Annotated in this window: 12 protein-coding genes and 4 tRNA genes; 3 read left to right on the plus strand and 13 right to left on the minus strand. The window is 47.7% G+C overall.

The window, feature by feature from the left end; all coding sequences use genetic code 11:
- Nucleotides 1-59 precede the first annotated feature (59 nt).
- The 13 genes from rpoB to EFB08_RS15000 form a co-directional block, all read right to left on the minus strand.
- The gene (gene rpoB, locus EFB08_RS14940; protein ID WP_123127735.1) at nt 60-3,932 is read right to left on the minus strand and encodes a DNA-directed RNA polymerase subunit beta; all 3,873 of its coding nucleotides are present in this window, start codon (nt 3,930-3,932) and stop codon (nt 60-62) included.
- Nucleotides 3,933-4,086: 154 nt separating this feature from the next.
- On the minus strand, nt 4,087-4,467 hold the full coding sequence (rplL, locus tag EFB08_RS14945) for a 50S ribosomal protein L7/L12 (protein WP_123127736.1): 381 nt from the start codon (nt 4,465-4,467) through the stop codon (nt 4,087-4,089).
- 38 nt (nt 4,468-4,505) lie between these two features.
- Nucleotides 4,506-5,033, minus strand: coding sequence for a 50S ribosomal protein L10 (gene rplJ / locus EFB08_RS14950; protein WP_123127737.1), 528 nt, complete (start codon nt 5,031-5,033; stop codon nt 4,506-4,508).
- Nucleotides 5,034-5,042: 9 nt separating this feature from the next.
- Complete coding sequence (gene rplA, locus EFB08_RS14955) at nt 5,043-5,732, minus strand: 50S ribosomal protein L1 (protein ID WP_123127738.1); 690 nt, start codon at nt 5,730-5,732, stop codon at nt 5,043-5,045.
- An 11-nt stretch (nt 5,733-5,743) separates the two neighbouring features.
- Entirely contained in the window at nt 5,744-6,187 is a 444-nt protein-coding gene (gene rplK / locus EFB08_RS14960; RefSeq protein WP_062543970.1) for a 50S ribosomal protein L11, read from the minus strand.
- A gap of 12 nt (nt 6,188-6,199) precedes the next feature.
- Nucleotides 6,200-6,757: a transcription termination/antitermination protein NusG gene (gene nusG / locus EFB08_RS14965; protein ID WP_123127739.1), complete on the minus strand. Its 558-nt coding sequence runs from the start codon at nt 6,755-6,757 to the stop codon at nt 6,200-6,202.
- A 15-nt stretch (nt 6,758-6,772) separates the two neighbouring features.
- The gene (secE, locus tag EFB08_RS14970; protein ID WP_123127740.1) at nt 6,773-6,964 is read right to left on the minus strand and encodes a preprotein translocase subunit SecE; all 192 of its coding nucleotides are present in this window, start codon (nt 6,962-6,964) and stop codon (nt 6,773-6,775) included.
- 23 nt (nt 6,965-6,987) lie between these two features.
- Nucleotides 6,988-7,060, minus strand: a tRNA-Trp gene (locus EFB08_RS14975).
- Between the two features lie 110 nt (nt 7,061-7,170).
- On the minus strand, nt 7,171-8,358 hold the full coding sequence (gene tuf, locus EFB08_RS14980) for an elongation factor Tu (RefSeq protein ID WP_123127741.1): 1,188 nt from the start codon (nt 8,356-8,358) through the stop codon (nt 7,171-7,173).
- 62 nt (nt 8,359-8,420) lie between these two features.
- Nucleotides 8,421-8,492, minus strand: a tRNA-Thr gene (locus EFB08_RS14985).
- A 43-nt stretch (nt 8,493-8,535) separates the two neighbouring features.
- Nucleotides 8,536-8,608, minus strand: a tRNA-Gly gene (locus EFB08_RS14990).
- A 73-nt stretch (nt 8,609-8,681) separates the two neighbouring features.
- Nucleotides 8,682-8,764, minus strand: a tRNA-Tyr gene (locus EFB08_RS14995).
- 115 nt (nt 8,765-8,879) lie between these two features.
- Nucleotides 8,880-11,411, minus strand: a complete 2,532-nt coding sequence (locus EFB08_RS15000) for a M1 family aminopeptidase (RefSeq protein ID WP_165864914.1) — start codon at nt 11,409-11,411, stop codon at nt 8,880-8,882.
- An 82-nt stretch (nt 11,412-11,493) separates the two neighbouring features.
- Between EFB08_RS15000 and EFB08_RS15005 the strand changes: the two genes are divergently transcribed.
- From EFB08_RS15005 to frr, 3 genes are all read left to right on the plus strand, one after another.
- Nucleotides 11,494-11,988, plus strand: coding sequence for an acetyl-CoA carboxylase biotin carboxyl carrier protein subunit (locus tag EFB08_RS15005; RefSeq protein ID WP_123127743.1), 495 nt, complete (start codon nt 11,494-11,496; stop codon nt 11,986-11,988).
- Between the two features lie 90 nt (nt 11,989-12,078).
- Nucleotides 12,079-12,786 (plus strand): UMP kinase, encoded by a 708-nt coding sequence (pyrH, locus tag EFB08_RS15010; RefSeq protein ID WP_123127744.1) that lies wholly within the window; start codon nt 12,079-12,081, stop codon nt 12,784-12,786.
- A gap of 117 nt (nt 12,787-12,903) precedes the next feature.
- The gene (frr, locus tag EFB08_RS15015) at nt 12,904-13,467 is read left to right on the plus strand and encodes a ribosome recycling factor (RefSeq protein ID WP_123127745.1); all 564 of its coding nucleotides are present in this window, start codon (nt 12,904-12,906) and stop codon (nt 13,465-13,467) included.
- Nucleotides 13,468-13,513: the final 46 nt, after the last annotated feature.

The following is a 13,513-nucleotide window of genomic DNA, read 5'->3' on the forward strand; positions in this document are numbered from 1 at the left end:
AGATTTCAGTATGATACCTTTTGGGCCTCTTTTCCTGAAATCTCCTCTAAAACAGCTTATTAGTCTAGCGTAATCTCCAAGGCCAAGCCTCTGAGCTCGTGAATTAACACGTTGAAAGACTCAGGGATATTTGGCTTCGGCAACACGTCACCTTTCACGATGGCTTCGTATGCTTTCGCACGACCGATCACGTCATCTGACTTCACAGTCAAGATCTCTTGCAGCACGTTAGCGGCACCGAAGGCCTCCAACGCCCATACCTCCATCTCACCGAAACGCTGACCACCAAACTGGGCTTTACCACCCAATGGCTGCTGCGTGATAAGCGAGTATGGTCCGATAGAACGGGCATGCATTTTATCATCTACCAAGTGACCCAGTTTCAACATGTAGATAACACCTACTGTGATTGGTTGGTCAAAACGGTCACCGCTCAAACCATCGTACAGATAAGAACGTCCGAATTTAGGCAAACCAGCTTCAGCCAATTCTGCAGAAACCTGCTCTTCAGTGGCACCGTCGAAGATTGGGGTAGCATAGGTGCGTCCCAACTTCAGACCTGCCCAACCTAGAACGGTCTCATAAATCTGACCGATGTTCATCCTTGAAGGTACCCCAAGTGGGTTCAACACGATATCCATTGGTGTTCCGTCTTCCAGGAACGGCATGTCTTCCTCACGCACGATACGGGCTACTACCCCCTTGTTACCGTGACGTCCTGCCATCTTATCACCCACTTTCAGCTTACGCTTCTTAGCGATGTATACTTTGGCCAACTGCACGATACCGGCTGGTAACTCGTCTCCTACTTCCAAGGTGAAGCGGTCACGTTTGAAACGGGCAGAGATCATGTTGCGGCGCTTGGTGTAGTTTTTCACCAACTCCAGCAACATCTTGTTTGTCTGCTCGTCTGCCGTCCATCCTTCCAGGATCAAATCCTTGAACATGTTCACCTCTTCCGGAACAGCGTAGTTGCTTTCGTCCTTGTAAGGGTTTTTGTCAGGGAAAAGTGCCTCAGAGATGTTCTTTTTACCAAACTTGGCTCCTTTGGTCAGGATTTCGTCCCCGAAACGGTGACGTACCCCTTGGCTTGTCTTGCCTTCAAGCAAAGCCACTAGTTTCTCAATCATCACGTTCTTCACGGCTTTGAGCTCACTATTGTACTTCACTTTCAGTTCTTCCACCTCTTTCTTAGACTTGGCCCGTAGGTTTTTGTCTTTCTTAGGACGAGAGAACAACTTGGTTTCTATTACTACACCATTCAAGGATGGCGGCGCTTTCAAGGAGGCGTCCTTCACATCACCGGCTTTGTCCCCGAAGATGGCTCTCAAGAGTTTCTCCTCTGGGGTTGGGTCAGTCTCTCCTTTAGGAGTGATCTTACCAATAAGGATATCACCTTCGCGTACTTCAGCACCAATTCTGATGATACCGTTCTCATCCAGGTTACGAACGGCTTCTTCGCTCACGTTCGGGATCTCAGAGGTTAATTCCTCCTCACCGCGTTTCGTTTCACGAACTTCCAGTTCAAATTCTTCGATGTGGATAGAGGTGAACACGTCATCTCTTACTACACGCTCAGAGATAACAATCGCATCCTCGAAGTTATATCCTTGCCAAGGCATGAAAGCTACCTGTAGGTTTCTACCTAAGGCAAGTTCTCCCTGGTTAGTGGCATATCCTTCGCATAGTGCCTGACCTTTGGTTACCCGCTCGTTCTTCTTAACCAATGGGGTTAAGTTGATACAGGTATCCTGGTTGGTACGGCGGAATTTGATCAGGTCGTAGGTCACAAACTCGGCGTCAAAGCTCACCATCTTCTCTTCCTCAGTGAGGTCATACCGAATGATGATTTTGTCAGCGTCAACAAAGTGCACGTACCCGTCTCCCTCTGCTCTTACCAATGCTCTTGAGTCAAGAGCGGCCCTCAGTTCCAAACCGGTACCAACAATAGGAGCCTGCGGCTTCACTAATGGCACAGCCTGGCGCTGCATGTTAGATCCCATCAAGGCACGGTTCGCATCATCGTGTTCTAGGAACGGAATCAACGAAGCAGCTACCGATACAATCTGGTTAGGGGCAACGTCCATGTAGGTATAGCGCTCTGGCTCTACTACCGGGAAGTCCCCTTCAAAACGGCCTTTTACTTTGTCATTGACAAAGTTTCCGTTTTCATCAATGATGGCGTTGGCCTGAGCGATGTGGTGGGTGTCTTCTTCCTCTGCGGTGAGGTATTTCACCCCATGGTCGATATCTACTTTCCCTTCCACTACATTGCGGTAAGGAGTTTCAATAAAGCCCATGCTGTTCACGCGAGCGTGCACGCAAAGTGAAGAGATCAGACCGATGTTTGGCCCTTCCGGTGTTTCAATGGTACAAAGACGACCATAGTGAGTGTAGTGAACGTCACGTACCTCGAAACCAGCGCGCTCACGGGAAAGGCCTCCTGGCCCTAGTGCAGACACACGACGTTTGTGCGTGATTTCTGCCAGGGGGTTGGTCTGGTCCATGAACTGAGACAACTGGTTCGTTCCGAAGAACGAGTTGATCACCGAAGAAAGCGTACGCGCGTTGATCAAGTCAACTGGTTTGAATTCTTCGTTGTCACGCACGTTCATCCGCTCTTTGATGGTTCTGGCCATACGGGCAAGACCTACACCAAATTGCGCGTACAACTGCTCCCCTACCGTTCTTACACGGCGGTTGCTCAAGTGGTCAATATCATCCACTACGGCTCTAGAGTTGATGAGACCAATCAGGTATTTCACAATCAGGACGATGTCCTCATTGGTCAATACTTTGGCATCCCAGTTTTTGTCTAGGCCTAGTTTCTTGTTAATTCTGTAACGTCCTACATCACCTAGGTCGTAACGCTTATCACTGAAGAACAACTTCTGGATAATGTCCCGTGCTGTCTCTACGTCTGGTGCTTCGGTGTTCCGGAGCTGACGGTAGATTTGCTCTACTGCTTCCTGCTCAGAGTTAGAGTTATCTTTCTGCAGGGTATTGTAGATGATGTTGTAATCGGCGATGTTTACGTTCTCACGGTGCAGGATGATGGATTTCACGCCTGAGTCGATGATTACGTCTAAGTCATCTTCGGTTACTTCAGAGTCCCGCTCCAACAGCACCTCGTTACGGTCAATAGATACCACTTCACCGGTATCCTCGTCCACGAAGTCTTCTGTCCAGGTGCGCAGAACCCTTGCCGCCAGTTTACGGCCTACTACGTCTTTCAACGTTTTCTTATCGGCCTTCACTTCCTCAGACAACCCGAACAAATCCAGGATGTCCTTGTCGGTTCCGTAACCAATGGCACGCAAAAGCGTTGTAACCGGGAACTTCTTCTTACGGTCAATGTACGCGTACATCACGTTGTTCACGTCTGTCGCGAATTCTATCCAGGATCCTTTGAAAGGGATAATTCTGGCAGAATAAAGTTTGGTCCCGTTAGTGTGCTTGCTTTGGGCAAAGAACACTCCCGGCGACCGGTGCAACTGAGATACAATTACGCGCTCGGCGCCATTGATCACAAATGAACCTTTCTCTGTCATGTAAGGAATGTTTCCTAAGAAAACCTCCTGTTCTATGGTTTCAAAATCCTCGTTATCCGTATCATTACAGATCAGGCGAAGTTTTGCTTTTAAAGGTACTGAATAAGTCAACCCACGGTCAATGCACTCATCAACTGAATACTTGGGTGGGTCTACGTGGTAGTCTACGAATTCCAGAACGAAATTCTCTCTTGAATCAGAGATCGGAAAGTTTTCAGCAAACACTTTGAAGAGACCTTCTTCCGTGCGGTTCTCGGCAGCGGTTTCCAACTGGAAAAAGTCCTGAAAAGATTGTAGCTGTACGTCCAGAAAGTCTGGGTAATCTATGACCGACTTAATGGACGCAAAATTGATCCGCTCTGTCTTTTTATTTGTAGCCAAAGTTGTCTGAATTTTACGTTTAAACTTTGTCGTGCCAGAAAACAGGTGTTACTCCGGCAGAAATTTCTAGAAAATCATTTCTAGGTACAAACAGGAAAAGACCTGACGAAAATGCCAGGTCTAACCCTTTGTGGTAATGGAAGGTAGTGTGGGATTACTTAACCTCCACTTCAGCACCAGCTTCTTCCAATTGCTTTTTCAATGAATCTGCTTCATCTTTAGCAACACCTTCTTTCAATGGTTTTGGAGCACCATCAACCAATTCTTTCGCTTCTTTCAAGCCAAGACCGGTAAGTTCTTTCACTAGCTTCACAACTGCTAGTTTAGAGGCACCTGCTGACTTAAGGATTACATCAAAAGAAGTTTTCTCCTCAGCAGCGGCTCCAGCGTCTCCACCGGTAGCACCAGCTACCATTACAGGAGCAGCAGCTGCTGGCTCAATACCGTACTCATCCTTAAGAATAGTAGCAAGTTCATTAACTTCTTTTACAGTTAAGTTAACCAACTGCTCAGCGAATGCTTTCAAATCTGCCATTTTTATTAGTAATTAAAAGTTGTTTTAAAATTGAAATGTTATTGTTCTTTCTCTGATAATGTTTTCACCAAGCCAGCCAGGATATTGCCGCCGCTCTGAAGGGCAGAAATAACGTTTTTGGCAGGAGATTGAAGTAAGCCGATGATTTCACCAACCAATTCTTCTTTAGACTTGATTTTGCTCAGGGTATCCAACTGGTCATCGCCCAGATAGATGCTTGCATCAATGTAAGCTCCCTTTAAAACTGGCTTTTTGGCGCCTGTTTTGCGGAAATCAAGTAATAATTTTGCAGGTGCATTACCTGTAGTGGCTTCAAACATGATTCCAGAAGAACCTTTCAAAGCTACATCTAAAGAAGATGTGTCTACATCTAAGGTATCAAGCGCCTTACGAATCAGAGTGTTTTTGTAAACTTTGTACTCAATGCCTCTATCAAAGCAAAGTCTTCTGAATCTGTTGATGGTAGCAACGGTCAATTCTGAAGCGTCTGTGATGTAAACGAAGGAGTTTTGAGCTAATTTCTCACTCAGGTCACGTACAATGATTTCTTTTTCTTCCCGTGTCATCTCTTCTCGTTAAATTGAGGTTTTATCAACTACTACACCAGGACTCATTGTGCTTGACAATGTGATGCTCTTAATATAAGTTCCTTTTGCAGAAGAAGGCTTTAGACGGTTCAAGGTAGCGATTACCTCAGAAGCGTTTGCCGCAATTTGATCTGGACCGAAAGAAACTTTACCAATGCTAGTGTGGATGATACCGGTTTTGTCAACTTTGAAGTCAATTTTACCAGCTTTCACTTCTTTCACCGCTTTGGCTACGTCTGTGGTTACAGTACCAGCTTTAGGGTTTGGCATCAGGTTACGAGGTCCCAAAATACGGCCTAATCTACCTACTTTTGCCATTACGGCTGGCATAGTGATGATTACATCAACGTCTGTCCAACCTTTTTCAATTTTCTGGATGTATTCATCCAAACCTACGAAATCTGCACCTGCCGCTTTGGCTTCTTCCTCCTTATCTGGAGTACAAAGCACCAACACACGTACATCTTTACCGGTTCCATGAGGAAGCGTTACCACGCCTCTCACCATTTGATCAGCCTTACGCGGGTCAACTCCTAAGCGTACATCAATGTCAACGGAGGCATCAAACTTAGTGAAAGTAATTTCTTTTACTACGCCTGCTGCATCTAACAGAGAGTACTCTTTTTTAGGGTCGTACTTCGCTAAGACTGCTTTTCTGTTTTTAGAAATTCTAGCCATTTGCTTTTTAATTACTCACTCCAAGGAGCAGTTCCTTTTACCGTGATACCCATGCTACGCGCGGTACCAGCTACCAATTTCATTGCCGCCTCAACTTTAAATGCATTCAGGTCAGGCATTTTGATTTCAGCAATCTCGCGAATCTGATCCCAGGTCACAGAACCTACTTTGTTACGGTTAGGCTCTTTAGATCCGGATTTGATTTTCGCAGCATCCATCAACAATACTGGAGCGGGAGGAGTCTTAATTACGAAGTCAAACGACTTGTCTGTGTACATTGTAATCAAAACTGGGCATACTTGGCCGGCCTTGTCCTGGGTTCTAGCGTTGAATTGCTTGCAGAACTCCATGATGTTAAGACCTTTAGATCCAAGTGCAGGTCCAATCGGCGGTGCTGGATTCGCGGCGCCTCCCTTTACCTGAAGTTTCAGATAACCTTTTATTTCTTTTGCCATTATTATTTATTACTACTGTTCTTTTTCTACCTGCATGTAGTTCAGCTCTACTGGCGTATTCCGCCCGAAGATTTTCACCATTACGTTCAGCTTGCGACGCTCTTCAAACACCTCTTCCACTGTACCAGAAAAACCGTTGAATGGACCGTCCATTACTTTCACAGTTTCGCCAACAATAAAAGGAGTCTCTAAAGTTTCCACTTGCTCATCTGTTTCGTCAACCTTTCCTAAGATTCGGTTTACTTCTGACATGCGCAATGGAACTGGCTTCTCGTCAGCTTTACCGTTACCCGCTCCCAGAAAGCCAATGACTCCTGGTGTACTAGTAATCAAGTGCTCTACCTCACCGTTGGAGATGTCTGCAAACACCAATACATAACCGGGGAAAAAGCTGCGCTCTCTAACGCGTTTTTTCCCGTTTCGCATTTCGTATACTTTCTCTGACGGAATCAGCACCTGAGGCACCATCTCCGTAAGATTATGACGCGCTACTTCATTCTCAAGATAAGATTTTGCTTTCTTCTCCTGTCCTGAAACCGCCCGTACTACATACCATTTTAAATCTGCCATTTTCTCCAGCTTTTATTAGAACTGGTTGTAAAACCATTCCAGGGTGGAGTCGTAAACAAAGTCCATAGCACCCACTACAAGTGCAAACACAACAGATCCTACCAATACTAAGATAGAACTCTTCTGAAGCTCTGAGTAGGTTGGCCAGGTAACCTTGTGCTGCATCTCCTCTACAGCGTCATTGAAAAATTTTGTCAGCTTTGCCATTCTGGTGCTATTAACTCTATTTGCACGGGAGGTAGGACTCGAACCTACAACCAATGGTTTTGGAGACCACTACTCTACCAATTGAGCTACTCCCGTAAAAAAATGCACGCCATTCGTCTAAATGGAGTGCAAATGTATTATTCTTTTCTTAAAAAAACAAGTCCGCCTTACATTTTCAGCAAGGCGGACTTATTATTTTCAACTAATTAGTCAAGGATTTCAGTTACCTGACCGGCACCTACAGTTCTACCACCTTCACGGATAGCGAAACGCAGACCTTTTTCCATCGCTACTTTGTTGATCAAGTCAACAGTGATAGTGATGTTATCACCAGGCATAACCATTTCAACACCTTCTGGCAACGTGATGATACCAGTAACGTCTGTGGTTCTCAAATAGAACTGTGGACGGTAGTTGTTGAAGAATGGAGTGTGACGTCCACCTTCTTCTTTAGAAAGAACGTAAACCTCAGCTTTGAACTTCATGTGAGGAGTTACTGAACCTGGCTTACAGATAACCATACCACGACGGATATCAGTTTTCTCAATACCACGCAGCAACAGACCTACGTTGTCACCAGCTTCACCTCTGTCAAGGATCTTACGGAACATCTCAACACCAGTTACTGTAGACTTCAAGCCTTCAGCACCCATACCTAAGATATCCACTTGCTCACCAGAGTTGATGATACCACGCTCAATACGGCCAGTAGCTACTGTACCACGACCAGTGATAGAGAACACGTCCTCAACTGGCATCAAGAATGGAAGGTCAGTTAAACGAGCAGGAATTGGAATGTAGCTATCAACAGCTGCCATCAATTCTTCAATGGTTTTCACCCATTTCTCGTCACCGTTCAAGCCACCAAGAGCTGAACCCTGGATAACCGGGATATTGTCGCCATCGAAATCGTAGAAAGAAAGAAGCTCTCTGATTTCCATTTCAACAAGTTCTAATAATTCTGGATCGTCTACCATGTCCACTTTGTTCATGAACACAACAAGAGCAGGAACACCTACCTGACGAGCCAAAAGGATGTGCTCACGAGTTTGTGGCATTGGACCATCTGTAGCAGCAACTACCAGGATAGCACCATCCATCTGAGCAGCACCAGTAACCATGTTCTTCACGTAGTCAGCGTGACCTGGGCAGTCAACGTGCGCGTAGTGACGGTTTTCAGTAGCGTACTCAACGTGAGACGTATTAATAGTGATACCACGCTCTTTTTCTTCAGGAGCGTTGTCAATTGAAGAGAAATCTCTCTTTGCGGCTAGACCTTTGCTCGCTAAAACCTGAGTAATAGCAGCAGTCAAGGTTGTTTTGCCGTGGTCAACGTGCCCAATAGTACCGATGTTTACGTGCGGTTTGGAACGATCAAATGTTTCTTTAGCCATTTTAGAAAGTTATTTAGTTCTTGGGTGAAACGGTGTAATGTTTGTAATAAAAATACCGCTTGAGCCAACGATGGGAATTGAACCCACGACCCCTTCCTTACCAAGGAAGTACTCTACCCCTGAGCTACGTCGGCAAAATAAAAGAATGCAGCTTTCGCTGCATTGCTCTCTTAAAAGAGCGGGAGACGAGGTTCGAACCCGCGACCTACAGCTTGGAAGGCTGTCGCTCTACCAGCTGAGCTACTCCCGCTTGTTACTGGTAACATCAGAAATCTTCACGAAACAACCTGTAACCTTGTCTCAATTTCTGACCGAATTAAGTGTGGGGAGAGAAGGATTCGAACCTTCGAAAGCTTACGCTAACGGAGTTACAGTCCGTCCCATTTGGCCACTCTGGAATCTCCCCAATACTGTTTCAAAGAACCCTAAAACCGTTTTTCGTTGCCGTTTTCGTTCTTAGGAGCTGCAAAACTAGTGGCTTTTTCTTCCATGTCAAATATTTCTGCAATTATTTTTTTCTGTCATTTGGTTTGAAGGCTTTCCGCCAGGGCTAATTGTGGGTCTTTTACGGTCAGTTCCTGCAGCTTTTCCCGCCGGTCATCGGTCTCAGCCATCATCGTAAGCATTTGAAAGGCTGCTTGTTTGGCCTCTTTCAGGGTCTCCTGCTCTACTACCTTTACCAAGGCCTGCCACCCTCTCTCCTGGCTGTCAATATTTTTTTTCAGCAGGAAGGCTCCGAAGCTCTGCACAAAGTAAAACCGGTCTCCTCCCCGCAGTCTTTGGCTGTTTTTCAGATACCAGTCATAAAGCTCCTCTTCCTCGCTGGCCGTGAAAGCCGAGGCCAGGGCATTCACAACGTCTGGGTTCTTATAAGCTAAGAAAGGCTTTAGCCTGCTGAGGTCATGCTCTCCCCTGCTCCAGGCAAAGATAGCGGCACTCACCACCTGGTAGGAACTGTCTTGCAGCCTGCTTTCAATGATATCCTGGGGCAAACCGGTTAAGGTGCTTAAGACATAAGTGGCCGTGGCCCGCACCGCGCTGTTCTTGTCTGCCTCTGCTAACTGCTGAATCTGTTCCTGCACTTTGGGGTCCTGCATGGCTTCCGTGATTACCAACATCTCCAGCCCTGTTGCCCGTACTTTCCAGAAGGGATCCTTGATGGCTTTCAGTAGCACAGGTGTAATAGCAGCATGGGCAGTGTCCCGGAGGTTCTCCAAAGCATTTGACTTAGCGGCAAAGGCTGCACTGTACTGGAACTGGGTTGCCCACTCTTCAATGGATTTCTCATGCCGGATGTTGGCGAGCAGTTTCTGGTTGGGATCCAGCACTACTGTCTGCGGGGCTTTTTGCACCGGAAAAGTAAAGGTCTGGTCTGCCTTGAGCATCTCTACTTGTTCGTCTTGCCATTTCCCGTCATTCAGAATCGAGATGGTGAGGGGCATTTTGTACACCGAGGTCCGGGTGGTGTCTTGGGTCTGGGTAACCTGCACTGACAAAGCACCATTCTGGTACGTATGTTTTACCTGAAGTTCGGGGTGGCCCGGGGTTAGGAACCATTGTTGGAAAAACTGCCGTAAATCGCGCCCGGTGATTTCCTCGAAAGCGAGCCGCAGTTTGTCAATTTCTACGGCTGTGTATTTGTTCTGCGACAGGTACAGGTTCAGGGAAGCGAAAAAAGCCTCATCCCCTACTTCCTGCCGAAGCATGTGCAGCACCCGTCCTCCCTTGGCGTAGGAATGGCTATCAAACATGTCTTCTTTATCGGTGTAATGAAACCGGATGAGTGGCTCCTGTTTGGTTCTTGCCTCCCCCAGGTACTCCAACAAGGCGGTTTGATGCGTTAGAGCGGCTTCATCAGGACCGTATTGGTGTTCGGCCCACAGGTATTCAGAGTAATCAGCGAAGGATTCGTTCAGAGGCAGGTTGGCCCAAGACTCGGTAGTTACATAATCCCCGAACCACTGGTGAAAGAGTTCATGCGCGATGATGTGGTCCCAGTTCTTGTCCAGCAGTTCGCGGCGATCCTGTTGCACAGACTCCATGAAGGTTGAGGCAGTGGTGTTCTCCATCGCCCCCGAAACGAAGTTCCGGACCACTACCTGCGCGTATTTATCCCAGGGGAAAGCCACGCCTAGTTTTTGAGAGAAAAACTCCAGCATGGCCGGGGTACGCCCGAAGGTGGCTTTAGCGGTAGAAGCGTACTCAGGCTCTACCCAGTAACTCACTTCCTTGTTCCGCCACTTGTCTTTGACCACGGAGAACTCCCCAATGGCCATCATCACCAAGTACGGGGCGTGCGGCTTGGCCATCCACCAGTGATCGGTTTTGAGGCCATTTTTCAGATCCTTAGATGAAACCAGCGTTCCGTTAGACAAGGTCTTGAAGCGATTTTCCACGGTAATGAAAATATCCTGGGTCATGCGCTCATTGGGCTTGTCAATGGTGGGGAACCAGGCCGAGTTCGCCTCGGTCTCCCCTTGGGTCCAGATCTGGCGCGGCACGCCCTCTTCAGCACCCAGCGGATTGATGAAATACAGGCCCTTGTCTGACTGGATGGCTTCGCTACCTTTGGCTTTCAGGTCGTTGGGTTTGGCCGTATAGGAAATAAAGAGCTGCAGCGTGTCTTTTCTGGTGTAAGGTTTATCCAGTTGCAGGGTCAGTTGCTGTTGATCGTAGGAATACTTCAGAGGCACTTGCTGCTTTCCTTTGAGCAGTGCCACCTGGTGGATATCAAATCCCTTGGCATCCAAGACAACCTGTTTCTGCGGATAGAAGTAAGGCTTTAAGGTGAGGGTGGCTTCCCCTAAAAGATGCTGCTTCGTCCAGTCAAACCGCACGTTCAGGGTGGTGTGCACCAAATCCACGAGGCGCTCAGCGGCTGGTTGGTACGGTCCCTTGCTGGTGAGGGGAACTACAGCGGTAGCGGTGGTATCCTGAGCAGAAACAGTCTCTTCTGTGGCAACGCTGGGGGCAGCGGGTTTCTTTACGGCGCAGCTTGCGGTGGCACCGCACAACAGAAAGTACAAGAAGCCGCGGGAAAGGATGTGATTCATGTAATGATTTATTAACTTTGGGAACTCAAGTTGTGAATTTATTTCACTCATACGGTACTTACTGTCTTTTAACCCTGCAAACATGCTACAGGTAAAATCGGCTACTGCCACCTGGCAAGTAGTTCTGGAGAAAAACCAGATTCTTCTCAACGATGCTCCGTTTACCTGGGATTTGCTTCCCCTCAGCCCAACTTCTTTCCATATCTTAAAAGACGGCCGCTCCTACACCGCCGAGCTCTTGGAAACCGAGCCTGAGACCAAAACCTTCAAGATCAAGATCAACGGCCAGGTGCATACCCTGCAGGTGCAGGACCGCATGGACCTCCTTCTAGAGAGCTTAGGCATGGGCCAGGCGCTGGCGCACAAGGTCAATGATATCAAAGCGCCTATGCCGGGCCTGATCATCGACATTAAGGTAGAGCCGGGTCAGGAAGTGAAAAAAGGCGACCCAATCCTTATCCTGGAAGCCATGAAGATGGAGAACATCATCAAGTCTCCCGGCGATGGCGTAGTGAGCGCAGTCAAGGTAAACTTACGGCAGAACGTAGAGAAGAACCAAATCCTGGTGGTGTTTTAAAGAGAATTCCGTTTTGGGCCTGTTTTGTGAAAGACAGGCCCAAAACGTGTCAATACATACGTCTTTAACTTTCAATATCTAATAAGTAGCATGCGATTCAAAAGAATTCTATTGAAGCTCAGCGGTGAGTCCTTGATGGGCGATCAGCAGTATGGCATTGATACCAACATGCTGGTGCAATACGCCGAAGAAATCAAATCTGCCGTAGACCTTGGCGCTGAGGTTGCCGTAGTAATTGGCGGAGGAAACATTTTCAGGGGCGTGCAGGCCGAGTCTGTAGGATTGGACCGTGTGCAGGGCGATTACATGGGAATGCTGGCCACTGTGATCAACAGCATGGCGCTGCAGAGCGCGCTGGAGAAAGCCGGCATCTTCACCCGTCTGTTATCGGGCATCAACATCCAGCAGGTGTGCGAGCCGTACATCCGCCGCCGGGCCATGCGCCACCTGGAGAAAGGCCGCGTGGTGATCTTTGGGGCCGGTACCGGAAACCCCTACTTCACCACCGACTCCGCCGCCAGCCTCCGGGCCATTGAGATTGAGGCCGATGTGGTGCTGAAAGGTACCCGCGTAGACGGCATCTACACCGCCGACCCAGAGAAAGACAACTCAGCGGTGAAATACGATGACATCACGTTTGAGGAGGTTTTCGAAAAAGGCCTGAACGTAATGGACATGACTGCGTTTACTTTGTGCAAGGAAAACAATTTGCCTATTGTGGTGTTTGACATCAACAAAAAGGGTAACCTGGCCAAACTCATCAAAGGCGAAAGAGTAGGAACCCTGGTTTCTATGTAAGATAAAGGTCTTCTGCCCCGGCAGTGGATTTTACAGAATTAAATCAGAAATTTGTACCGCCCTTTGGCGTTTGCTACGGTGGTACCGTTTAGTCATCTTTCTAAATCAGAAAACCCAATGACCGAAGAAATTAACTTTTATTTAAGCGAAGCCGAGGAATCGATGCAGAAATCGGTGCAGCACACAAGTGTAGAATTAACCAAAATCAGAGCCGGCAAAGCCTCTCCGGCCATGGTGGAAGACCTGCGCGTAGACTACTACGGCACGCCAACCCCCATCTCGCAGGTAGCCAACGTCATGACCCCAGACGCCCGCACGCTTATGATCAAGCCTTGGGAGAAGAACATGATCGCGGAAATTGGCAAAGCCATCAAAAACAGTGACCTGGGCCTGAACCCTAACACAGAGGCAGACGGCATCCGGTTGAACATCCCGGCTCTAACTGAGGAGCGTCGTCGGGATTTGGTAAAGCAAGCCAAAAACGAAACCGAGAGCGGCAAGATTAGAGTGCGCAACATCCGCAAAGACGTGAACGAATCCCTGCGTAAACTGCAGAAAGAAGGCACTTCAGAAGATGCCGTGAAAGACGCCGAAGCCAAGGTTCAGAAACTTACCGATTCGTACATCGTGCGCCTGGATGAGTTGCTCTCCAAGAAAGAAGCTGAAATCATGACCATCTAACACCTTTGCATTTTACGCCTAGTTTTAGAAAAATCCGCATAAAAGG

The sequence above is a fragment of the Rufibacter latericius genome (assembly GCF_003721515.1).
In the GTDB taxonomy this organism is placed as follows: domain Bacteria; phylum Bacteroidota; class Bacteroidia; order Cytophagales; family Hymenobacteraceae; genus Nibribacter; species Nibribacter latericius.